General features: G+C 57.0%; 22 protein-coding genes. 13 read left to right on the top strand and 9 right to left on the bottom strand.

The annotated features are described in order from the left end of the window. Window positions 1-30 precede the first annotated feature (30 nt). The 3 genes from GS_RS08255 to GS_RS08265 all read right to left on the bottom strand — a co-directional run bounded on the left by GS_RS08255 (window position 31) and on the right by GS_RS08265 (window position 5,008). Entirely contained in the window at window positions 31-1,080 is a 1,050-nt protein-coding gene (locus GS_RS08255) for an HD domain-containing phosphohydrolase (RefSeq protein WP_010942298.1), read from the bottom strand. A gap of 28 nt (window positions 1,081-1,108) precedes the next feature. Then, complete coding sequence (locus GS_RS08260) at window positions 1,109-3,583, bottom strand: response regulator (protein ID WP_010942299.1); 2,475 nt, start codon at window positions 3,581-3,583, stop codon at window positions 1,109-1,111. Between the two features lie 150 nt (window positions 3,584-3,733). Beyond that, entirely contained in the window at window positions 3,734-5,008 is a 1,275-nt protein-coding gene (locus GS_RS08265; RefSeq protein WP_238525143.1) for a sensor domain-containing diguanylate cyclase, read from the bottom strand. A 352-nt stretch (window positions 5,009-5,360) separates the two neighbouring features. Between GS_RS08265 and GS_RS08270 the strand changes: the two genes are divergently transcribed. From GS_RS08270 to acnB, 4 genes are all read left to right on the top strand, one after another. Then, window positions 5,361-7,712: a DNA internalization-related competence protein ComEC/Rec2 gene (locus tag GS_RS08270; protein WP_235045013.1), complete on the top strand. Its 2,352-nt coding sequence runs from the start codon at window positions 5,361-5,363 to the stop codon at window positions 7,710-7,712. 60 nt (window positions 7,713-7,772) lie between these two features. Beyond that, window positions 7,773-9,149 carry a GGDEF domain-containing response regulator gene (locus GS_RS08275; RefSeq protein ID WP_010942302.1) on the top strand — a complete coding sequence of 459 codons (1,377 nt, stop codon included), beginning with the start codon at window positions 7,773-7,775 and terminating at the stop codon, window positions 9,147-9,149. 42 nt (window positions 9,150-9,191) lie between these two features. Then, window positions 9,192-10,433, top strand: a complete 1,242-nt coding sequence (gene hisS / locus GS_RS08280; protein ID WP_010942303.1) for a histidine--tRNA ligase — start codon at window positions 9,192-9,194, stop codon at window positions 10,431-10,433. 236 nt (window positions 10,434-10,669) lie between these two features. Further along, complete coding sequence (gene acnB / locus GS_RS08285) at window positions 10,670-13,213, top strand: bifunctional aconitate hydratase 2/2-methylisocitrate dehydratase (RefSeq protein ID WP_010942304.1); 2,544 nt, start codon at window positions 10,670-10,672, stop codon at window positions 13,211-13,213. 106 nt (window positions 13,214-13,319) lie between these two features. Here the strand turns inward: acnB and GS_RS08290 are convergent, their stop codons facing one another. Together GS_RS08290 and GS_RS08295 are read right to left on the bottom strand one after the other, a co-directional pair. Beyond that, a complete protein-coding gene (locus tag GS_RS08290) occupies window positions 13,320-13,949 on the bottom strand; it encodes a hypothetical protein (RefSeq protein WP_010942305.1) in 630 nt (209 codons plus the stop codon). Between the two features lie 99 nt (window positions 13,950-14,048). After that, window positions 14,049-14,966: a hypothetical protein gene (locus GS_RS08295; RefSeq protein WP_010942306.1), complete on the bottom strand. Its 918-nt coding sequence runs from the start codon at window positions 14,964-14,966 to the stop codon at window positions 14,049-14,051. A gap of 316 nt (window positions 14,967-15,282) precedes the next feature. Between GS_RS08295 and GS_RS08300 the strand changes: the two genes are divergently transcribed. Continuing rightward, window positions 15,283-16,254 (top strand): uridine phosphorylase, encoded by a 972-nt coding sequence (locus GS_RS08300; protein WP_010942307.1) that lies wholly within the window; start codon window positions 15,283-15,285, stop codon window positions 16,252-16,254. 69 nt (window positions 16,255-16,323) lie between these two features. Beyond that, window positions 16,324-16,737, top strand: coding sequence for a DUF309 domain-containing protein (locus GS_RS08305; RefSeq protein ID WP_010942308.1), 414 nt, complete (start codon window positions 16,324-16,326; stop codon window positions 16,735-16,737). Window position 16,738: 1 nt separating this feature from the next. Here GS_RS08305 and GS_RS08310 read toward each other — a convergent pair whose 3' ends face one another. Next, complete coding sequence (locus GS_RS08310) at window positions 16,739-17,689, bottom strand: rhomboid family intramembrane serine protease (protein WP_010942309.1); 951 nt, start codon at window positions 17,687-17,689, stop codon at window positions 16,739-16,741. A 133-nt stretch (window positions 17,690-17,822) separates the two neighbouring features. On the opposite strand from GS_RS08310, the gene GS_RS08315 reads away from it, so the two are divergent. Together GS_RS08315 and GS_RS08320 are read left to right on the top strand one after the other, a co-directional pair. Further along, on the top strand, window positions 17,823-18,053 hold the full coding sequence (locus GS_RS08315; RefSeq protein ID WP_010942310.1) for a 4Fe-4S dicluster domain-containing protein: 231 nt from the start codon (window positions 17,823-17,825) through the stop codon (window positions 18,051-18,053). A gap of 3 nt (window positions 18,054-18,056) precedes the next feature. Then, window positions 18,057-18,365 (top strand): hypothetical protein, encoded by a 309-nt coding sequence (locus GS_RS08320; protein WP_010942311.1) that lies wholly within the window; start codon window positions 18,057-18,059, stop codon window positions 18,363-18,365. Window positions 18,366-18,380: 15 nt separating this feature from the next. On the opposite strand, the gene GS_RS08325 is transcribed toward GS_RS08320, so the two are convergent. Further along, the gene (locus GS_RS08325) at window positions 18,381-18,641 is read right to left on the bottom strand and encodes a hypothetical protein (RefSeq protein ID WP_010942312.1); all 261 of its coding nucleotides are present in this window, start codon (window positions 18,639-18,641) and stop codon (window positions 18,381-18,383) included. A gap of 241 nt (window positions 18,642-18,882) precedes the next feature. Between GS_RS08325 and GS_RS08330 the strand changes: the two genes are divergently transcribed. Together GS_RS08330 and GS_RS08335 are read left to right on the top strand one after the other, a co-directional pair. Continuing rightward, window positions 18,883-19,074, top strand: a complete 192-nt coding sequence (locus GS_RS08330) for a hypothetical protein (protein ID WP_010942313.1) — start codon at window positions 18,883-18,885, stop codon at window positions 19,072-19,074. Between the two features lie 44 nt (window positions 19,075-19,118). Continuing rightward, on the top strand, window positions 19,119-19,430 hold the full coding sequence (locus GS_RS08335; protein WP_235045014.1) for a hypothetical protein: 312 nt from the start codon (window positions 19,119-19,121) through the stop codon (window positions 19,428-19,430). A 15-nt stretch (window positions 19,431-19,445) separates the two neighbouring features. Here the strand turns inward: GS_RS08335 and GS_RS08340 are convergent, their stop codons facing one another. Beyond that, on the bottom strand, window positions 19,446-20,414 hold the full coding sequence (locus tag GS_RS08340) for a diguanylate cyclase domain-containing protein (protein WP_010942315.1): 969 nt from the start codon (window positions 20,412-20,414) through the stop codon (window positions 19,446-19,448). A 162-nt stretch (window positions 20,415-20,576) separates the two neighbouring features. Here GS_RS08340 and GS_RS08345 point away from each other — a divergent pair, with 162 nt between their 5' ends. Then, window positions 20,577-21,560 carry a D-2-hydroxyacid dehydrogenase gene (locus GS_RS08345; RefSeq protein ID WP_010942316.1) on the top strand — a complete coding sequence of 328 codons (984 nt, stop codon included), beginning with the start codon at window positions 20,577-20,579 and terminating at the stop codon, window positions 21,558-21,560. 55 nt (window positions 21,561-21,615) lie between these two features. Here GS_RS08345 and GS_RS08350 read toward each other — a convergent pair whose 3' ends face one another. Beyond that, window positions 21,616-21,876 carry a hypothetical protein gene (locus GS_RS08350; protein WP_162470144.1) on the bottom strand — a complete coding sequence of 87 codons (261 nt, stop codon included), beginning with the start codon at window positions 21,874-21,876 and terminating at the stop codon, window positions 21,616-21,618. Here GS_RS08350 and GS_RS08355 point away from each other — a divergent pair. Continuing rightward, window positions 21,866-22,159, top strand: a complete 294-nt coding sequence (locus GS_RS08355) for a hypothetical protein (protein WP_010942318.1) — start codon at window positions 21,866-21,868, stop codon at window positions 22,157-22,159. The genes GS_RS08350 and GS_RS08355 overlap by 11 nt on opposite strands. Before the next feature lie 116 nt (window positions 22,160-22,275). Continuing rightward, window positions 22,276-22,740 (top strand): hypothetical protein, encoded by a 465-nt coding sequence (locus GS_RS08360; protein ID WP_010942319.1) that lies wholly within the window; start codon window positions 22,276-22,278, stop codon window positions 22,738-22,740. Window positions 22,741-22,862 lie beyond the last annotated feature (122 nt).

The following is a 22,862-nucleotide window of genomic DNA, read 5'->3' on the forward strand; positions in this document are numbered from 1 at the left end:
GGGATGATCTGGGACTATGCGGGACTTCCCCTAGTCAAGAAACAGCCGCTTGCCCGCCTTTTCCCATTTATCCTTTGGAATGGACAGGAACGTAGCGGCAATCGAGGGGTCGAACTGACTGCCGATGCAGCGCTCGACTTCGGCCAACACTGCGGAAAACGGCAGTGCCCTGCGGTAGGGCCTGTCCGAGGTCATGGCGTCAAGAGTGTCCACCAGGGAGAATATCCGGGCGCCGAGCGGGATTTCGCTTCCGCGCAACCCTTTTGGGTAGCCGGTTCCGTCGTAACGCTCATGGTGGGCGTAGACCACTTCCGCCGGAGCCTTGAGGAACTTGATCCCTGAGAGGATGTCGTATCCCATCTGCGGGTGCTGTTTCATGTGGCGCCATTCAACTTCGTCGAGTTTTGCCGGTTTGAGCAGTATGTTGTCTGAGACGCCAATCTTGCCGATGTCGTGCAGGAGCGCCCCCCGGGCCATGATTGCCACCTCTGCAGCACGAATTCCCATGGTTTCCGCAAGGAGAATCGTGTAGTTCATGACTCGTTCCGAGTGGGAGCCGGTTTCCTTTTCGCGGGCATCCAGAGCACGCACGAGCGTTGTGAGCGTGTGGTCGTAGGTGAGGTTGAGTTCCTCCATGGCCGAGCGGATTTGTCCCGTCTGTTCCAGAACCTTTTTCTCAAGATTTGCTTGGTACTCCCGGTTCTCAATCAGCAGGCGCTGCTTTTCCAGGGAGTTTTTGATGGTGAGCAGAACCCGCTCGATGTCGAAGGGTTTCAGAATGTAGTCATCGGCGCCCAGGTGGATGCAGCGCATGGCCGTTTCCATGTCGCTGATGGCGGTTACCATCAGCACAACCGTGTCAGCACTGATCTTCTTTATTTCCTTGAGCAAATCGACCCCGGATGTGCCGGGCATCATGATATCCAGCAGGGCGAGTTCCACCCGGTTGTTCAGCAACACATCCCGCGCTTCGTCGGCACTTCCGGCCTGGAAACAGTCGTAGCCCTCGCGGGACAGCGCCGTCACCAGCAGGTCCCTGATCATCTCCTCATCGTCGACCGTCAGGATTGTGGCTTTCATGTGGTTTCCCTCCTGTATGCCGGTATAATCACGAAACAGTGCCGAGCAATTCGCGAACTTTTCCGGCCAGCGCATCGGGGGTGAACGGCTTCATGATGAAGGAAGTCCGTTCATCCGACGCCTCGCTTGGTATTGCGGTATCATCAGTATACCCCGACATGAACAATATTTTGAGATCCTCTCGCTGCCCTCTGAGGTTTTCTGCCAGGAGGGGGCCGCTCATCCCCGGCATGATCACGTCGGTCACAAGGAGGCAGATCCGCTCCCGGTTGCGGCTGAATATCTCCATGGCTTCAACGGGGGATGCCGTACTGAACACCCGGTAGCCACGGGCAGAGAGGGTGTGGACCACAAGATTGAGGACACCTTCCTCATCTTCGACCACAAGAACCGATTCAGACCCCAGCATCTCAGGCGCGTCATCCAGCAGGATGTCCCCCTCGCTTTTGCCCTGGACGCGCGGGAGAAAAACCCGGAACGATGATCCCTTACCCGGCTGACTCAACACCTGAATGTAACCGTCGCTTTGCTTCACGATACCATAGACCGTCGCAAGGCCTAATCCGGTTCCCTTGCCCTGAGCCTTGGTAGTGAAAAACGGTTCAAAAACCTTGCGCCGCACTTCCTCCGACATGCCGATGCCGGTATCTGTTACGGTGAGCATGATGTAGCGCCCCGGGACTGCCCCGGGATTGTTCAGGGCGAATGCGCCGTCCAGCTCCACATTCGCTGTTTCTATTGTAAGAATGCCTCCCTCCTCCATGGCGTCGCGGGCATTGACCACAAGGTTCATGATGATCTGCTCGACCTGGCCCGGATCTGCCTTTACGGTCCCAAGCTGTTCGGCAAGGCGGGTCGTGAGGATGATATTCTCTCGTATGAGCCGTTTCAGCATCTTTTCGACGTTTTTCACAAGAAGATTGATGTCGATGTATTTGGGCTCGAGGATTTGGCGCCGGCTGAAGGCGAGGAGCTGATGAGTGAGGTCCGCCGCCCGCTCGCCGGCTTGGAGAATATGCTCGACTTCAACCTTGAACGGTGAGTCGTTGGGCATCTCATGGATCAGGAGGGTGCTGTACCCGTTGATGACCGTCAGCAGGTTGTTAAAGTCATGGGCAATCCCGCCGGCGAGCTGGCCGATCGCCTCCATTTTTTGCGCTTGGCGAAGCTGATCCATGGCCTTTTTATGCTCGATCTCAGCCCTGGCGCTATGGAGTGCAAGCGCTGCAGTCTGGGCGAATGCCTCGATTTCCCGGCGCTCCATGTCAGTAAAGCCATCCGGCCGGTCAGTGAGCCCGATCATACCGACGACCCGGCTGCCCACCTTGAGCGGGGTGCCGAGAAAGGAATTGATCTGGCCGAGGTTCCCGCTGTCGCGGCAAATGAGATGATCCAGGGTTGTGGGGTTGTTGGTGAGAACCGTCGTGCCGGCCTTGACCGGCTCAAACAGGAGGCCGTCACTAGGGGTGACGAGAAAAAAACCTTCACGCTCGATATGTCCCTTTACCTGGGCACAGAGTCCACCGGCAGGCACGGCCGCCGTGGACGAGACGGCGAGAATACGTGCGTCGCCGCCGAACACCAGTTCGTACAAAAAGCCGAAGGACGCATTGGTGATCTCTACGCAGCGGTCAACCAGTATCTGGGCCATCTTGCTGATGTTTTCGGTTTCCAGGAAGCAGAGGCTCGCAGACGCCATGGCCTCGGAGAGCTTCCAGCTGCGGAGTTCCGCTTCCTTGGTCCTGCGTTGCTCCGTGATGTCCTCCTTGATGCCGACGAAATGAGTGATTGTGCCGGTTTCGTCTTTTATGGCGGAAATGGAGGCCCGCTCCCAGAAAAGTTGGCCGTTTTTCTTTTTGTTGAGGAATTCACCGTGCCATTCGTGCCCTGCCTTGATGGATTGCCAGAGGCGTTGGTATTCCTCTGCCGGGGTTTCTCCCGATTTTAAGATGCGGGGATTCTGACCAATGGCCTCGTGGGAATCATATCCGGTCAGTTTGCTGAATTTCGGGTTAACATATTCGATGGTGCCTTCCCGATCAGTAATGACAATTGAAACAGGGCTCTGTTCAACGGCGTGGTAAAGCTTGCGGAGCTCTTCTTCTGCCCGCCTTTTCTGCCGGCGGACCGACAATTCATTTAGTTCCCGGTGTATGGCCGGCACCAGGCGGGCAAGGTTGTCTTTGAGTATGTAGTCGCTTGCCCCGGCGCGCATGGTCTCAACCGCCGAATCTTCACCCAGCTTGCCGGAGACGATGATGATCGGGATATCCTTGTTGAGTTTCTTCAGCAGGGCAATGGCATCAAGTCCGCTAAACTGGGGCATGAAATAGTCGGAGACTATTACGTCCCATGGCTCAGCCTCAATCACGGAGCTCATGCCGCTGGGGGTGTCCACGCGCACGAATTCGGTCGCAAAGCTGCGATTAAGTTCCCTGAGGATCAGCTCGGCATCCAGGGAAGAGTCATCAACGATCACCACGCGAAGAGGTGGCAACTCCATAATTCGTGCTCCGTTTCGGTGAACAATCCCGGAATGGACTGCTTCTTAATGTCTCATCGGCAAAAATCAGGATACGTTTAGCACTGTCGATCCATTTGTATGGCCCAACAGCTGTCTATTTAACGGGGAAGGAGACAGCATGAGTGCAATTTATGCAGGTAATACGCAGCATTTTTTAAACTTATTCTCGTACATTCTACGGTCGGCAAGCTTGAGTACCTCTTCGAGGCGGTCGCCCTTGCTGGCCGTTGCAGCGCCGAAAGAGATACTGAGGGGAACAGGATGGTCTTCCGTCTGGCTCTGCTCTATTTTGCCAATCACTCTTCGCAGGGCTTCCTGCACTACATCGGCGTCTGCTGAGGGAAGGAGAACGGCGAATTCGTCTCCTCCTATTCTCGCCACCACGTCTTCGGCACGGAAGGCGCCTTTGAGCACCAAGGCAGCTCGAATCAGCAATTCGTCCCCCGCAGCGTGTCCCTGGCTGTCATTGACGTATTTCAGCCGGTCCACGTCAAATACGACTACGCTGACCGGGAATTGCCTTCCCTGCTCAAGTCGCTCCATTTCTTCCTGAAAATAGGCTCGGTTGTAAAGTCCCGTCAGTGTGTCGTGGGTGCTCATGTAACGAAGTCTTTCCTCAGTCTGCTTCCTTTCGGTAATGTCGAGGATGGTCCCTACAAGGCCGCCGATGTTTTTTTCTGTTGTGGTGAACGTGGCTTTATAAAAGATCACGTCATGGAGTGCACCGTCGGCAAAGGATATGACACTCTCGTAGATCTGGATGCCACCGTGCTCGAACAGCTCCCTGTCCGCACTGTCAGTGTGCTTTGCGAGCGAGGGGGGCATCAGGTCATAGATTGTCTTCCCGACGATTTCATCCTGAGTGTGGCCCGAAAATGCCTCGAACGCCTTGTTGCAGCCAAGGAAAATTCCCGTGGTATCCATGAAGTAGATAGGGGCGGGAATGGCGTCAATCAGCGCCTGTCGGAAGTGGAGTTGTTCGCGGAGTTCGTGGTCGGTCCGACGTTGTTCCTGCCGGATCACGGCTTCGCGGAGTTCTCGGCGGATAGCGGGGATCAGGCGGGTATAATCGCCCTTCATGATATAGTCATGAGCGCCGGCTTTCATCGCTTTAACCGCTTCAAATTCCCCGATTTTGCCCGAAACGATGATGAAGGGGATATCCAGGTTCATGCTCTGGATGAGGGTTAAGGCAGCCAAGGCATCGAATTGTGGCATGAAATAATCCGACAATACGATATCCCATCTCTTTTCGCAGAGATTGGCGCGGAGCGACTCTTCCGAATCAACCCGCTCGGGGACGATATCGAACTCGCGCTTGAGAGCTCTCACGAGGAGGAAGTAATCATCTTCCGAGTCTTCAAGTATGAGTACACGAAGCGGAGGGGGCAAAAAAGACTCCATGGTGCCTGAGTCCGGCACTGGCGACACGCTGCAAATGACTTCTGATATCCCACGCATTTTCTTTATGTATATAGTAATAACATTCCAATGCCAATTGGCAAATGGAGGAAGCTGTGCTATAAGGTGCCAAAATTACCCAAAACTTTCAAGGGAGTAGCCCGTGTCTTGTGTGATGAACCCTGTTTGTCACAAAAATACTGCGATGACTGCCGCCGCGAGTGAGGTGCTCATGGCGGCACGTGCCGTTGCCAAGCCAGTTTCCCTCCTCATGCATCCGTTCGGCACGGTGCGGGGCGGCCGGTAGGGATATCGAGTGCATCAACGGCCTTTCCTCGTGCCGCTGCTCGGCCTAATGGGAGGTTTGTGCGCCACGCACCATTTTGATCTGATGTTCCCTCCCTGGCTTGCCTGGCTTTGCCTTGCGGGTTCAACGGCGCTCATTTTCTTCAGGAGCGCAGTCCCTCTTATAGTTGCTGTCGGGCTCACCTTTTTCGTCTGGGGAGCCTCGTCCCTTGCCCCTTTTCTCTATCCGGATCTGTCGTCTACCCATGTGGCCAGATACACCGGCTACGGACCGGTAATCATCGAAGGTATTGTCGATTCACGGCCCGACGTCCGCCCCAGTGAAGGGAAGTTTTGCCTGGCCGCCGAATCTGTCATAGCCGCCGGTTCGACACTGCCCGCAAGCGGACGGCTCATAGTCTATGTGAAGGCAGGAATGGTACCGTTTCTCACTGGTGATCGGGTGCGTTTTCGGGCCAAGGTTGCAGAGCCCTCCAATTATGGAATTCCGGGCGAATATGACTATCGGCGCTCCCTGGCGTATCGGGACATCCACGCCACGGCGTTTGTAAGGCATGCCGACGATATCCTGTTGATGCGACAAGCAGTGGCCTTTCCGGTGCAACGTTTTTTCGATCGATCGGCAGCCAAGCTCGGCGATGTCATCGGTCGGTATTCTCCCAACGAAGGAGGCGTTCTCCGGGCGCTCCTGCTGGGGGAGCGGGGATTCGTCTCTAAAAAGCTGGAAGAGGCCTACGCACGTGCCGGTGTAAATCATATCCTCTCAATCTCCGGTTTCCATGTGGGAATTATTGCTCTGGTCATCTACCGGGCTCTGCTTCTACTGCTCAGTCGCTTCGAGCGCCTTGCCCTGCAATTCAACCTGCGGCGGACAGCACTGCTGGCGACACTTCCCCCTGTTACATTCTACCTGTTTCTTTCCGGTGCCGCCCCGGCCACGGTCCGTTCCGTGCTGATGATAGCCGTAATCACCCTCGCGCTCTGGCTGGAGCGTGAAACAGACCCGATCAACGTATTGACCATGGCGGCCCTCGCAATGCTCGCTGCCAATCCCCCGTCGCTGTTCGATATTTCCTTCCAGTTGTCGTTTCTCGCCCTTTGGGGACTTGTGGTCCTGACGCCGGTTTTCACTCATCCGTTGTGCACTCTGGATAATGGAGTGGTCAAGAACGTCATCCTGCTGCTGGCCGCTTCGACTGCAGCGACCCTCGTCACGTTTCTTCCCGTGGGGCATGCCTTTCATCGGGCAACTGTGGCAGGGATTATCAGCAACGTTTTCATCGTACCGTTGATGGGGTACGGAGCGGTGGTGGCCGGATTCGCCGCGTTGCCGCTCATTGCGGTTGCCCCGGTTGCGGCCGGGCCGCTCATTACTATTGCTTCCTGGCTCGTTGCATTGTCCAACCGGATTATCGAGTGGCTGGCACGGATTCCCCCGGTCCCCCTTCACAGCGTCACCAGGAGTGATCTGCTCGTGTCGTTTCTGGTGCTGCTGGGATTAACTTTGCTGCCCGGTCGCCGTGCGCGGATCCTGGTCGCAGGAATTGGCGCCTTAGCACTTTCCGCTCTTCACTTGCCTGCCATGGCGGGAGGCGATGCCAAGCTCGTAATCACCTTTCTGAGTGTAGGGCAGGGGGAGTCAACGCTCGTTTCTCTTCCCGACGGCAAGATCATGCTGGTGGACGGGGGAGGAGCCGTTCATGGAGGCGGAACCGATGTGGGGGAACGACTTCTTGTGCCTGCTCTCTGGAGTATGGGGGTGGAATCTATCGATTATCTTGTATTGACCCACCCTCATCCCGACCACCTGGAAGGCCTTCTCTATCTGGCAACGGCTATGCCCGTTGGTGAGTTCTGGGAAACGGGGCAGTCCACGGAAAACACGTCACTGGCAGAGTTGAGGGCCCGATTGGTCGCGCAGGGAGTGCCCATCAAGCACCTGTCCGCCGCAACAGCGCCGTTCACTGTCGGCGGTGCTCGGGTGGAACCGCTCTGGCCATGCGACAAGAGCCCGGGGAAGGGGGCTGATAATGATGATTCACTGGTTTTCAGACTTGCCCTTGGCGGCACGTCCATCCTGTTCACCGGCGATATCGGTGCTCCGGCCGAGGATGTCCTTGCGAACGATCCGGCGCGTCTGCGTTGCACGGTGCTGAAGGTGCCGCACCATGGCAGCCGCTACTCATCATCCCCTTGCTTTCTCGACGCAGCATCGCCTCAAGTGGCCCTGATTTCCGCCGGGCGCAGAAACAACTTCGGGCTTCCCGCACCTGAAACGCTCACCCGCCTGGTAGCCCGCGGGATAGATGTTTATCGTACTGACCGGGATGGTACGGTGCAGGTTACCTTCACCGGGGAGACGTGGGCGGTGGGTACCTTCGCGAAAGGGCATTTTCGTTGACAAGTGGACCGCATTATCTGATAGTCTTGGGAAGACTTGCCACTACCCCGGGAGTTGTGCATGGAACGGATTCTCGTTGTCGAAGATGACCGTTTTTTTCGTCAGATGTATGTTGATCTCCTGAAAGAGGAGGGATACGAGGTCGATACCGTGGCATCGGGCACCGAGGGGTTGAAGCGGCTTGAGAAGCAAGAATACCACCTCGTCATTACCGACCTGGTCATGCCCGGAATGAGCGGTATCGAGGTGTTGTCCCGCGTCAAGCAGAAAGCTCCGAACGTCGATGTCATCCTCGTCACCGGTCACGCCAACCTCGAATCGGCCGTCTATGCCCTCAAGAATGGTGCCCGCGATTATATTCTCAAACCGTTCAACCATGATGAATTCAAGCACACCGTGGCACTTTGCTTTGAGCAGCGGAGGCTTATCAACGAAAACTACGAGCTCAAGGAGCTGCTGAATCTTTTTCAAGTTGGGCAGAACATAGCCAACTGTATCGACTTGGAACGGCTCTCTGCGGTTGTGGTCGATGCTTTCTGCAAGGAGGTCGGAGTTTCACGCGCTATCGGCCTCTTTCCCGAAAAGAGCGAACCCCACGCCCTCAAGGAGCTGAGGGGGCTTGAGCCTGAAGTTGCAGCCGCTCTTGCCGAAAAAGCTCTTACCCTTTGCAGTGACGCCGCGGAGACGGCAGGGGGCTTTCGACGGCTCGACGGTTCCCATTTTTCCGATGGTCTCCTGCGAACTGCGGGGATTAATGGCGCCCTTGTGGTTAGCATCCGCCAGCGTACGCTCCTGCAGGGAGTGCTTCTGCTGGTCAATGACCAGGGCAAGCCGTTCCCTGCCGTGTTCAAACATAAAAGCATCCAGTTTTTGCTGGAGCAGGCATCGCTTGCCTTCGACAACGCCCTGCGTTACTCCAGCGCCCGCGACATGCTCTATGTTGACGAACTCACGGGACTCTTCAACTACCGTTACCTTGACATCTCGCTGGACCGGGAGTTGAAGCGGGCTGACCGATTCGGCTCGGTAGTTTCCATGATCTTCATCGACATGGACCACTTCAAGGGAGTCAACGACACCCACGGCCATCTTTTTGGGAGCCAGGTCCTCCATGAAGTAGGTCAATTGCTCAAGAAGTCGGTCCGTGAGGTCGATGTAATCATTCGCTACGGTGGCGACGAGTTCACCATAATTCTGGTGGAAACCGGTGAAAAGGGCGCTGCAACCGTGGCTGAAAGGATTCGTCGCTCCATCGAGGACCACCACTTTCTGGCCTCTGAAGGGCTCGATGTCCGGCTCACCGCAAGTCTCGGCTACGCCTGTTATCCCCTTGACACCCAGTCCAAAATGGAACTTCTCGAACTGGCGGACAAAGCCATGTATAGGGGCAAGGAAGAGGGCAAAAACCGTGTATTCCGGGCAACGGCAATCCGTTGACCTTGAGTGTGTTTCAATGCAATTAAAGGAGTAGGTACGTACATGATTACAGGTATCAAGGGATTCAACGACATTCTTCCCGGGGAAGTGGAGCGGTGGCAGCACATCGAAGCCACAGCACGCCGGGTTTTCAGTCTCTACGGATTTTCGGAGATCCGCATCCCGATTCTTGAAAAAACCGAATTGTTCCGGCGGTCCATCGGCGATACCACTGATATCGTGGAAAAAGAAATGTACTCCTTTGTGGATAAGGGAGAGAACGCTGTAACCATGCGTCCTGAAGGGACAGCAAGCGTAATGAGGTCGTACATAGAGCACAAGCTCTATGCCCAGGATCCGGTGGCAAAGCTCTACTACATGGGCCCCATGTTTCGATACGAGCGGCCCCAGAAAGGGCGTTACCGCCAGTTCCACCAGATCGGTGCCGAGGTGACCGGAGTTACCGACCCCAAGGTCGATGCCCAGGTTCTCACCATGCTCTGCCACTATTTCGCCGAGCTTGGACTGACTGAACCGACACTTCAGATCAACTCCCTCGGATGCCCCGAATGCCGTCCCGCATATCGTCAAGCCCTGATCGATTTCCTCCGGGAACGGCTCGACAGCCTCTGCGAAGACTGCAAGCGCCGCTATCAGACCAATCCCCTGCGTGCGCTTGACTGCAAATCGGCCCACTGCAAGGAGGCGACCGCCTCCGCTCCGGCCATGCTTGATAGCCTCTGTGCAGGCTGCGACGATCATTTCACCGCTACCCGACGCCATTTGGAGCGGGCAGGCACCACTTACAGCATCAATAACCGGATGGTCCGCGGGCTTGATTACTATACCCGAACCACCTTCGAACTGGTGACCGGCCTGCTTGGTGCTCAGAGCGCGGTTGCTGCTGGAGGCCGGTACGACGGTCTTATCTCTGACCTTGGCGGGCCCGCCATTCCCGGTATTGGATTTGCCATGGGGGTGGAGCGGATAGCCCTCCTGCTGGGGGACCAACACTTCGTCGGCCGGCCGGATCTCTTCATAGCCGCCCTTGGCGAGGAGGCCCAGGACGAGGCGTTTCGCCTCATGTGCGGCCTGCAGCGAAACGGGGTGGCCGTGGAAATGGACTATGAAGGCAAGAGCCTCAAGAGCCAGATGCGCCGGTCGGACAAGTTCAACGCGCGTTTTACCCTGATCATCGGTGGTGATGAGTTGGCAATAGGGGCGGCTGTACTCAAGGCAATGGACACCGGTGTCCAGGTGGAAGTCCCGTTGACGCCGGAAGAGGTCGCCGCACGAATAACGTGACGGTGTAATAGCAATACCTGCATTGGACGGAAAGCGAGCCGGGCGACGATACGCGTTGTCCCGGCTCTTTTTTCTCTTCTGATTCCACGGGATGATTACTTCTTAAACCCACTTAAGCAATTGACAACCCATTGCAAAAATTGTATACAGTATCCATTTCCCCCTTGGGGCAAGAGCGTATCAACATCCCGAAATAACAACCTATTCAAGTAGTAAAACCACAGGAGGAATGGACTATGATCGAAGCCTATCTCGCCCACGAAGCCGAACGCAAGGCCCAGGGTATTCCCGCCCTGCCGCTGAACCCCGAGCAGACCGCTGATCTGTGCAAGCTGCTGGAGAGCCCTCCGGCCGGAAAAGCAGAATTCCTGCTCCACCTCCTGAAGGAACGAGTCTCCCCTGGTGTTGACCCCGCTGCCAAAGTCAAGGCCGCCTTTCTGGCCGAGATCCTTGCCGGAACCAAGACATCTCCCCTTGTCTCCAAGGTTGACGCTGTCCGCATCCTGGGTACGATGATCGGCGGTTACAACGTGTCTCCTCTGGTAGAGGCCCTGAAGAGTGCAGAACTGGCCGACGAGGCCGCCTGCGCCCTTTCCGGCATGACCCTTGTCTATGACGGTTTCGATCAGGTAGTTGAGCTTAGCAAGAGCAACGCCGCCGCCAAGAAGGTTCTGGAATCCTGGGCCAACGCCGAGTGGTTCACCAATCGTCCCGGCGTACCCGAGACCATCTCGGTCAAGGTTTTCAAAGTTGAAGGCGAGATCAATACCGATGACTTCTCTCCGGCGGGCGACGCATGGAGCCGCCCCGACATCCCGCTGCATGCGCTTGCCATGGGCAAAACCCGTTTCCCCGGTCGCCTGAAGGATATTGCCGACTGGCGTGCCGCCGGTCACCAGGTTGCCTTTGTCGGCGACGTGGTCGGTACCGGTTCCTCCCGCAAGTCGGCCTGTAACTCGGTCCTCTGGCACATGGGCCAGGATATCCCCTGCGTGCCCAACAAAAAGACCGCAGGCGTCATTATCGGCGGCGTCATCGCCCCGATCTTCTTCAATACCGCCCAGGACTCCGGTGCACTGCCCCTCAAGGCCGACGTTACCAAGATGAATGACGGCGACGTGATTACCATCAACACCAAGAAGGGGGAAATCACCAACGCTGCCGGTGAGGTCATCTCCACCTTCAAACTGAACCCCAACACCCTGGCCGACGAGTTCCGCGCCGGCGGCCGTATCCCGCTCATCATCGGCCGCGCTATTACCGAGAAAGCCCGCAAGGCCCTCGGCCTTGGCGACACCGATGTCTTCACCAAGCCGGTGAACCCTGAGCCGAAGCCTGGTCAGGGCTACTCCCTCGCCCAGAAGATGGTCGGCAAGGCCTGCGGCGTGACCGGCGTACTGCCGGGCACAGCCTGTGAGCCCAAGATGACCACGGTCGGATCCCAGGACACCACCGGCCCCATGACGGCCGACGAGCTCAAGGAACTGGCCTGCCTCAAGTTCCTCTCGCCCATGTTCATGCAGTCCTTCTGTCACACCGCCGCCTATCCGAAACCGGCAGACGTGAAGATGCACAAAACGTTGCCTGAGTTCATCATTGAGCGTGGCGGCGTGCCCCTCAAGCCCGGCGACGGCGTCATCCACTCCTGGCTGAATCGTCTGCTGCTCCCGGACACCGTCGGTACCGGCGGTGACTCCCATACCCGGTTCCCCATCGGTATCAGCTTCCCGGCAGGTTCGGGCCTCGTGGCCTTTGCCGGCGCCATGGGCTTCATGCCGCTGGATATGCCTGAATCGGTCCTGGTCCGGTTCAAAGGCAAACTGAATCCGGGCATCACCCTGCGCGACGTGGTCAATGCCATTCCTTACTGGGCCATCAAGCAGGGCAAGCTGACCGTGCCCAAGAAGAACAAGATCAATATCTTCAACGGCCGCATCCTTGAGATGGAAGGTCTGCCCGATCTTTCCGTGGAGCAGGCATTCGAGCTGACCGATGCCGCTGCCGAGCGTTCAGCCGCTGCCGGTTGCATCCAGCTCTCCAAGGAGTCGGTTGCCACCTATCTACGCTCCAACGTTGCCCTCATGAAGAAGATGATCGCCGACGGCTACCAGGATGCCCAGACCCTCCAGAACCGTATCGATGCGGTCAACGAGTGGCTGAAGAACCCGCAGCTTCTCGAAGCCGACAAGAACGCCGCGGAGACCGGCGCCTATGCCGATGTGATCGAGATCGATCTGGCCGAAATCACCGAGCCGATTCTGGCCTGCCCCAACGATCCGGATGACGTGAAACTCCTCTCCGATGTGGCCGGCACCCCGATCAACGACGTGTTCCTCGGCTCCTGCATGACCAATATCGGCCACTTCCGCGCCGCTGCCGAGATCTGGCGCGGCCAGAAGTTCAACCCGAGCGTCCGTACCTGGATCTGCCCGCCGACCCGCATGGATCAGCAGCAACTCAAGGATGAGGCACTTTTCTCCATCTACAGCGCCGTCGGCTGCCGGATTGAGATCGCAGGCTGCTCCCTCTGCATGGGGAACCAGGCCCGCGTTCCCGACAAGTCAAACGTGTTCTCCACTTCCACCCGTAACTTCGACGATCGGATGGGCGACGGAGCGCAGGTATTCCTCGGCTCCGCCGAACTCGGTGCCATTTGCACCAACCTCGGCCGCATCCCGACCAAGGAGGAGTATTTCGCCGCGATCAAGGAGAAGGTGGAGCCGAAGAAGGATGCGATTTACAAATACCTGCAGTTTGACGAAATGCCTGAGTACCGGTAGATCACCAGGTAGAAGCGCCTCCGCCGAAAGGCTGAGGACGTGACACGAGAGACCCCCGTTCGGGCATGCCCGGGCGGGGGTCTCTTCATATACCATGCTCAGGGTATCATGAGGCGAAATTGGGTTTCAGGGAAGGTAGTGCATTCACCTCGCGGTACAGCTGAATGATCACGCCGGGTTGGATGGGAGTGCCTTCAAACAGATCGGCCGGAGGCGTCGGCGTTGCCTCCGTATCACCGAAACTGTACTCGACGACGGTATGCCTTCCATTGTCGTCGAGCCAGATGAGACGGTTGTGTTCGGTGCCGGTCACCTCATCAACAAGGTAGGACTTGGTGGCATGAGTGCGGCACTCCAGCGGGTCATTGACAGCTTTGATCGAATCAAGGCACTTGCCGAGGCGCGCGGCCCGACTGACTATCTCGCGATTGGCCCTGGCGAGTATTTTTTTATCGGCCACCTCGGCATAGCCGGCTGCTGATGATAAGGCGGTCAGCACCCAACCGCCGGCAGTGGCCTCGACGGTCCATGCGGTAACGAAGATGCCGTCCGCCCGCTTTTCAACGGCAACTGTGGCCGTGCAGCCGGCGGGAGCCTTACCGGACCACTGGCGAGTCAGATTTATCTCGTTGAAGACCTTTGTGGTGCATGTGGCCAAGTCTCTCACGTCTGCGCCGGCGGCAGGCAGCGCAGCGAGCAGGGACACCATCGCAATTGCTAAGATACGGTATCGCATGAAGCCTCCACAATCGGTGACTAGGTCTGACCTAGGTCGTATCGCCTCAGGTTGACCTTCTATATAATTCAATAATGCCGTCGCATGACAGTGTTATCGCTAGTCTTTCCTATCTCTGGCCCCACCGCTGACTTTCTCAAGTTGGGTAATAAAGAAGCGTTCGCTGAACCCTGCAACAAAAGCCAACACCAAATACGCCGGATGAAACACCCGGGAGTCGGCTCCCGTTGCCATTGCAGGCAGGAGAGAAATTAAGCCGGTTGCCTGCATGAGGCAGACGATGAGGCCCGCTGTTGCGCCGATGAAAGGGCGCAGGAAAAGGAGCGTACGCTGGATGTAGTAGGCGGATGTCTGGCTCTCCAGGGGTTCTCGTGAGTTGAGGGCGCTGACCAGTCCCCCCATCGTGCCGAAGCTGATGATCAGGAAAATTTCGATCCAAGATGGGGCTCCTGCGGGCAGCACGAACGGCAGGAGCACAAGACTCATCAGCAGGAGCACCATAAGGGACAGGGATGTGAGGAACAACCGTTTGCGAAAGAGGTTTACCTTGCGCCAGTGGCTCTCCCGAGCATCGGCTGCGATTCTCGATAATCGTTCAAGTGCTCTTCTGAGCTCACGTTCATTCTGGAGAGTGGGGCTGTGATGCGCTGAAAGACCCAGAGACTTCTCGATTTCATTCAGATCCTTGTCGTATTCGTCACGACATTTTCTTGCCGCCACGTAGGAAAGCCCGGCCCTGATTTCCACGACGAGCGCCTGGAGCTCCTCCCGTGGCACTATTCTGCAGAACATATGGCGTATCTGGTTGAGCGTTGCCCATATCTTGTCATAACTGTCATAAGGAAGGATGCCGCACACGGCGTCCCTGAAGACTTCCTTGCCCTCCTGCAGCCAGAAATGGCAGGAGTCCAGCTCTTCTCCGATAAATTCCCGTTTCTGGAGGGAGTGGATCGTCTCTTCCGCACTCAGCAGGCGAACCGAAATGTTGGGATCTTCAAGGGCAGATGGAAATCTCACAGCCACCTCCCGCCGGCGCGACATGCGCCGGACTGCATCCGGCACGGATTTCACGGGTACGTATCCAGATTGCGAAAACACACCGTGGAGCGGCACGTCACACGCGCTGGATCTGGCTTGACATTGTGGCAGATTCTCCGGCCGTTCCGTAATTCCATCGGGGCAATCACTGGAAACGTATCGCTGTTTATGAACAAGTCAAGGAGTAAGGGGGTGATTCGCCTCCAATGGGCTTGAAATCTGACGGGGCGAGGCTTGCCTTTGTGCAATTCACCGATACAGTAACCTCAAGATTTATGCGATGAAGGGGGCATATATGGGCAAACTGCTCACCCCGGATGACCTGCCGATTGTACGGGGCAGAGTGTACCATCTCGATTTGGCGCCTGAAGAGTTGGCACGGCGCGTGATCGTGGTGGGGGACCCCGATCGGGTCCCTGTGCTGGCTGAGGAGTTACTGGCACTAAGAGAGGTGGACCGTTTCCACCGTGGTTTTCGCACCATTACCGGTGTGACCGCTGAAACCGGCCAACGGGTTTCCTTTGTCACCTCGGGGATCGGCGCTCCATCAACGGAAATTGTCCTCAATGAACTGGCAGCACTCAACGAGGTTGATTTTGCCTCAATGACCCGGCGCGAGCGGTGGCAACCGTTGACCCTTGTGCGCCTCGGTACCTCCGGCGGGCTCAATCCGGTCACCCCTGTCGGCACGCTAATCCTGACCGACTATGTGGTGGGCCTGGACAACACCGCCCTTTACTATGACATCCCGTTACCCGATGAGGCCTGCGCCCTGCTGGAAGAGAAGGTTGGCTCTGTCCTTACCGGCACAGAACTGCCGGGCGCGCGCTTTGCCGGTAAAATTGCCCCGTATGCCGCTAGGTCCGACCGAGGCCTGCTGGCTTCGCTCACTGCTGCGGCGAGCACCCTGGAGTTAAACTGGACCCGGGGCCTCACCATCTCCAGTGCGGGTTTCTTTGCGGAACAGGGGAGAGGCGTTGCACGTGTCGGCACTACCCAGGTGAATCTGCTCGACGCTTTCGAGCGCCTTGCCAGTCCCTGGCCGGGGCTCGAACTCCAGAACATGGAGATGGAAGCAGGGTTTTTCCTTCATTTTCTTGGAGGGATGAGGTACCGTGCCGCCGTGGTGTGTGTGGTGATCAATCAACGTTCGAGTGGTGTTTTCATGGCTGATTACCGCCGTCAGGTGCTGGACGGCGCCCGGCTCATTCTGCGGGCATTCAAGGAATACGGAGATGCGCGAGCCAAGTCGGGTGCATTGGCTTGACCTTTGTACGAAGATTGTTTCACTTGTCAGTGAGAATAGATTGAGTAGGCAGAGGCGATCATAGGAACCATGGATCTGTGCGAGCAATCGATTTCAGGCAAGCTGCTCCAGGCGCTCGGTGAGTTCAATCGGGGCGACTGGTTCGAATGTCACGAAACTCTGGAAGATCTCTGGATCGGCAGCGAGGGAGAGATACGGGATTTTTACCAGGGTGCGCTGCAACTGGCTGTTGCCCTCCATCACTGGCGCAACGGTAATTTGGGCGGGGCAATGAGTCTCTTGCAAGGGGGGGCAGGCTACCTGCGGCGGGTACGACCGGTCTGCCAACGGGTGGATGTGGCCGGGCTGATATCCGCCGCGGACCGTCTGCGCGAGGAGTTGAGCCGGCTGGGCCCGGAACGGATGGCCGAGGCGGATCGCAGCCTCTTCCCCCGAATGGTGCTCGTGGCCGTCCCGGGCGGGGAAGGGCATAGAGTGAAATAACTCAGCTTCCCGCGGTGAATGCCTTCCACCACGCAACTATAACGATAAGAGCGCTGGCCAGTGCCAACAACGCGTTGACCATCCGTCCCGGCCGACCGCTGGTTGCCAGCCTGAATTCCGCCGCAATGCCGAATCCGATTCCCCAGAGAAATCCGAAAAGGTGGGCGCCCAGGTCGGTGTGCTCGCCTTCCGTGCCTAACGCGGCCAGCAGGGCCAGTCCTGCGGCGGCGGGAATCAACCCCCGCCGGTTCGGGTGATGGACGTAGCGCATAGCACTGAGCGCAGCGAAGATACCGACTGCGCCGAAAACTGCAGTCGAGGCCCCCACTGAGCGATGAGCAGGAAGCTGAAAGTAAGCGTTGGTGAGGTTGCCGAGAATACCGGAGCCGAGCAGGAGCGCCCATGACAAGCCCGCTCCGAGCTCACGGCAGAGGAGGACGGCGATGAAGCCGCCGATGGCGAGATTGCCTGCAAGGTGCGAAACATCGGCATGGAGTGTCAGTGCGGTCACGGCTCGCCACCACTGCCCGTCGAGAATGGCAGCTGCATTGGCATTACCGAGGTCGAACCAGTCGGAGGAAGCGTGACCGGGCAAGGTTACGCCGAACCGGGTAAGATTGTGGAAAATCGCGAGCAGAAGCAGTACTGAAAGGGTGGAGAGGGTGTTCTCTTCCAATGGGCGAGCCGGTGGTGGGGGAGGGGGCCAATTGCTGTTCTCTTGCTCAAAGAGGCGCACCTCCCTGAGAGCTCGTGCAAAAGCCGACGCCGGAACGAGCACTCGCCAGCCGGCGCTGTTCTGCTCCACCCGGACGGGCACGTACCGCGCCTCCAGCACCAGCGCCCAGAGCCGCGCATTCTGTGCGGTCAGAATGTCGGTGGCGATTCCCGAGTCGGAGGGCAAAGGCAACCACAGATCGGGCAAGGGCATCAGCTGTTCAGAGGTGGTGTACATACGTACATGGTAATCAGTGTCGATCGTTATTGCGATACCTGTTGTCAAAAAAACTTTGGTCAGTCGCAAACGTGTCGGGATATCAAGGCGTTACGCGGAAAACAAGCTGGCGCTGAGGAGATAGTAACACACCATGATCGAGATTGATGCGGGGCGGTGCAAAGGGTGTGGTAGATGTGTGGCAGCCTGTTCGAGCCGGCTTCTGAGCCTTGAAGTAAAAGATGGGAAAAAAACAGTGGTGCTCGACTACTCCGAGCGATGCAGCGCCTGTGGCCGATGCGTGACGGAGTGCCCCTTCGAGGCAATCCGCGGCGGTACTGTCGGCATGCCCGGTGAGCAGAATAAGCGAGCGGAAGGAGGATAGGCCATGTATCTCTTCCAGATACTGCTGCCGCTCTACGACAATGACGGCACTAATTTCCCCCAGGAGGAATTCGTCCGGGTCCGGGACGAGTTGACAGAGCGCTACGGCGGAATAACCACCTATGTGAGATCGCCGGCAAAGGGGTTGTGGAAGGATTCAGCCACCACTACCGTGCACGATGACATCGTGATCTACGAGGTGATGGCTGAGCATTTGGACCGGCCCTGGTGGCACCGGTTTCGCGAGGAGCTCACCGAGCGTTTCCGGCAGGATGTGCTGATCGTACGGGTGAGTGAAGTTCAGCTTCTGTAGAATGTAACACCGCAATCAGAGCAGACAATCCTTCACAAACTCCGCCATCGGACCGCTTTCCCGCGTCACCGCCTCCTGCCGTTCCGCAGGGGGCATCATTTCGTGCAGGAACTTCCTGGCACGCTTGCGACTGCCGGCAATGGCCTCCGTCATTCGGCAGAGAATGAACGCCGGCAGCCCTGACCGATATCCCTGGACAAGCTTGGCTATTTCGTCCCGCCGTTTGGTATTGCTCCATGTCTTGTAGACCTCATTTCCCACATCCTCCAGCAACATGATATCCCGCTCCTTTCAGGCGCCGTCGGCCTTGGCGTTTCACGGTATCTGCCGTATACGGAGTCGCCAGCATACTGCATGAATAGTTAAGCGTCCAATACTTTTCACTGTTCCGGCTAATGATGAAAGGCGCAATCCTTCTTGCGGTTTCATGCTACTATTTAATTAGATGAAGGTGTGCCTCCAAAAGGGAGGCCGATTTCAACCGGCCTTCGGGCATACGGGAAGGGAGGTCCTGATCATGGCACGTTTTTATGACCCTAAAGATGAAACGGATCGTTCCAGTGTGGAAACCGTCCTGAGAAAAGGCGGCATCGAGTATTTTCTCCGTCGAGAAAGAGGTGACACGGGTATGCTGGAAATCTATGTGGCCGAAGAGGATCTACCTCGAGCGGAAGAGCTTCTCATTCGAGGCAAAGGAGGTAACGAATAGTGCGAACAAATAACGGTTTCCCGCGAGGTAAGAGAATTCGGGCTGTGCTTTCAGTAGTCGTGGTTGCTGTTGCTTTGCTGCTGGGATGCGCGGCCGGTGCCGATGAAGGAATAAAGGAAGGGGGTAAGAAGGTCGGAGAGGGTTTCAAGACCATTGGCAAGGAGACGGGCCAGGCATTCAAGGAAGGGGGCAAAGAGATCGGTCAGGGCGTAAAACAGATGGGCAAAGAGGCCGGTCAGGAGGCCAAAAAGACCGGCAGGAGCGTTGGGGAGTGGTTTCGGGAAACCGGCAGGAAAACCGGTGAGGCTTTCCGCGAAATGGGCAGGAGCATCAAGCGGTTCTTTACAGGTGAATAGGTATATTTTTGCCCATCAATGAAGCTGGACTCCCTTGATCATTTCACCCCCTTCTTCCAAGGCTTCCCGCAATGAGCGGTCCGCTTTGTCGAGCAGAATGTGGGGCGTCATTCCCTCTTTTTGCTGGGTTGCGGTAAAACCGGCTACCCCGAAGGCTGCATTGACCTTGATCTCTTTGTCGTACAGTTTCAGCGCCATCGACGCAATCCGAATCCGGAGCCTCTTGGCGAGAATCATGGCTCCCGAGGCGTCTGTTTCAGGAAGAACAACCACGAATCTGTCGTCATCGTAACGTGCCAGCCAGTCGATGTCCCTGCGGATCGATTCGGCGAGAACGTCGGCGCACCCCTTGAGAGCCAGCTCGCCCGCGTAATGTCCGTGGGCAGAGGTAATCCCGCTGAAGTCGTTAATCCCGACAAGAATCAGGGACAGTGCCCGTTCATAGCGGTAAGCTCGCTTGATTTCGGGGGAAAGGCGCTCATCCAGGTAGCGGCGGTTGTAGACGCCGGTCAACGTGTCGATCCGGGAGAGGTTGCCGATCTCTTCCAGGCTTTTTTTCAGTGAGCTTTCCAGGTCGAGGATTCGCTTGGCGGTTTTAAGACGGGTCAACAGCTCAACCTGGTGGGCCGGTTTGACGAGATATTCGTCTGCACCCGCTTCAAGTCCTGCGATGACATCGTTCTTCGAGTCCTGGGAGGTGAGGAGGATAATGTAGGTATAACGGCCGGAACAGTCGGCGCGGATGGCCCGGCAGAGTTCGAGCCCATCCATTTCCGGCATTACCCAGTCCGTCATGACGATAGGGTAGTACCCCTTGTTGAAGATTTCCAGGGCCTCTTTGCCGTTTTCCGCCATTACCACATCGTAACCGGCAGATTTCAAGCTGGTTTCCAGCATGGTGCGCAGCAGGCGGTTGTCGTCAACGATGAGAATGGGAAAAGGGAAGCGCGGCGCGCGTGTTTCATCCGTAATGGCATCTGTCATTGTTGACTCCTCTCCAACCGTTTCGGCAGAATGCGTGATTTCTTTAGTGCAATCAGGATACTCCGGATGGTTTTGAGACCATTGACAGCATCGTTGCCTGCTGCTACTTTCCACACGTATCTTTCTCAACATACCCATATCAGGAATCGGAGCGTGACATATATGATACAAAAACCCAACATCGTCATCCTGGACGGCTATACCATCAATCCGGGTGACAACCCCTGGACTCCGCTGGAGAAGTTGGGCGACTGCACTATTTATGACCGGACCCCGCCCGAGTTGCGGGTGGAGCGGGCCAAGGATGCGGATATTGTCCTGACCAGCAAGGTCAAGCTCGACGAGGCTACTCTGGCGGCGCTGCCCAAGTTGCGCTATATATCGATGCTGGCCACGGGATACAACAACGTTGACGTGGAGGCTGCCGGCAAGCGCGGCATTCCCGTGGCCAATATCCCGGCCTATTCCACCGAATCGGTTGTGCAGACCACTTTTGCCCTTCTTCTTGAACTGGCTGTACACGTGGGGATCCATGATTCAGCCGTAAAGGCCCGCGAGTGGGTCCGTTCGCCGGACCACTCATTCTGGAAGACGCCCATTGTCGAGCTTGACGGCCTCACGCTGGGCATTGTCGGGTACGGCACCATCGGCCGGGCCGTGGCGCGAGTAGGGGCGGCCTTCGGCATGAAGATAATGGCGTATGCCCCCCGCGTTCCTGCAGACCTTGGGCCGGTGCCCGTCCGGTTCGTTTCTCTTGACGAACTGTTCGCCGGTTCCGACGTGGTATCCCTCAACTGTCCCCAAACTGCTGAGAATACCGGCTTTGTGAACAGCCGACTCCTCTCGCTCATGAAGCCGAGCGCCTTCTTTCTCAATGTGGCGCGCGGGGGCTTGGTCAATGAAGTCGATTTGGCCGCTGCCCTGCATAGCGGAAAACTTGCCGGCGCGGGGTTGGATGTGGTCGCCCACGAGCCGATGAGTCCCGACAACCCACTCCTCGGGGCGCCGAACTGTATTTTCACGCCGCATCTGGCATGGGCTTCCCTGGCAGCCCGCCGTCGACTTATGGGAATCCTGGCGGCCAACGTGGCAACGTTCCTGGCGGGAGAGCCCCAGAACGTGGTTAACAGCCGGTTCCTGAAATGAAAAAAGCCGTCATCAAAAAAGATGACGGCCCGAGCCGGCAAGAAAGAGTCTTGGATCAGCCTTTGGAGTTTTCGTAGAACAGAAATACCAAGAGAACCACGAGAGCCGAGGCAACGATCATGAGAAAAAAAGCGATTATTGTGTTGACCGTGTCTTGGATTTTCTCTTTGGCTGTTCGCTCTTCCCGTATGTATCTGCCCATGAAACCTCCCGGCACCGCCACTGGCGGCTGAATCCGCCAGTTTGGTAAACTGTATCCAAAATCTCGCAGAATATCAAGTTGATCGCTGTTCATGGAGCTATCAATGATCGTCAAGAAACTGATCCTGAAAAAACATCTCAGTTCCGGCGGTCTCGCCGAGTTCCTGTTGGTAAGGAAGGAGGGGGCCTATGAAGCTGCTCTCTTCATCAACGGGAAACTGATTCCGGGGCCGCCGAAACCGCAGCCCCTCAATCCCCCGACTGATGACTTGACTCATTGGATGGGCAACAGACCGAGCGTCGGTCTCACTCGGGGAGAAGCCGAGCGTATTCTGGAGGAGATCGATTTCGAGAACGCCGTTCTCGCCCACCGCACACGCAGAGAGTGGGAACGATGACGTTTCCGGGAGATAAATTTGTGATTGCGCATGGCGAAAAGGCTGGTATACACTAAACAGGTCTGTTTATCAGTGGGTTTTGTTGTGTAACGACGCCTGCGTCACCGAGACGGCTTATGACCTGTGCCACGCTCAAAGCATTCATTGCGGCCGATGAACAGCTGACCGACATCCACTTCCTCGTGCAAACCAAGGCCCGGCGGGGAGATCGACCTGCCGTTCACTACAATGCCTCCCGTTTTTTCGACCACCACGAGGCACGCCTCGTTTCCCACCTGATTGAATTGCGGGGCGATGTTTTCGATAATGCCCTGTCCCGCAGTCTCATGCGACTCGGTTGCCTGATCATTGTCGGCGGAACGGCCATGCTGGTCAGGAATGCTGCCGCCTACATAGCCGTGCCCGTTTTTGCTCTTCTGCTCTACAGTGAGATCAGGCTCGTCCGTCGCGCGTACCTGATGGATTCCTCCCTCAAGGGGTATATCTCGTATCTGGGGAGAACACGCCTTCAGCGTCGGGACGACTTTGTCCGCGACGTGGTAGAGCATTCCGCCCACATTGCCGAGTGTATCTCCCGCTGACCAGCGGACTCCTGCCGGTTCACCCCGGCATTTCCCCCAGACATTGGTTGCCGTGTCCGCATATCGTCCCGCCAGGTGCGCCTGTATCACGTATACAGTTGCATGACAGGGTTTCGTCCTTA

This window comes from Geobacter sulfurreducens PCA, from assembly GCF_000007985.2.
Lineage (GTDB): Bacteria > Desulfobacterota > Desulfuromonadia > Geobacterales > Geobacteraceae > Geobacter > Geobacter sulfurreducens.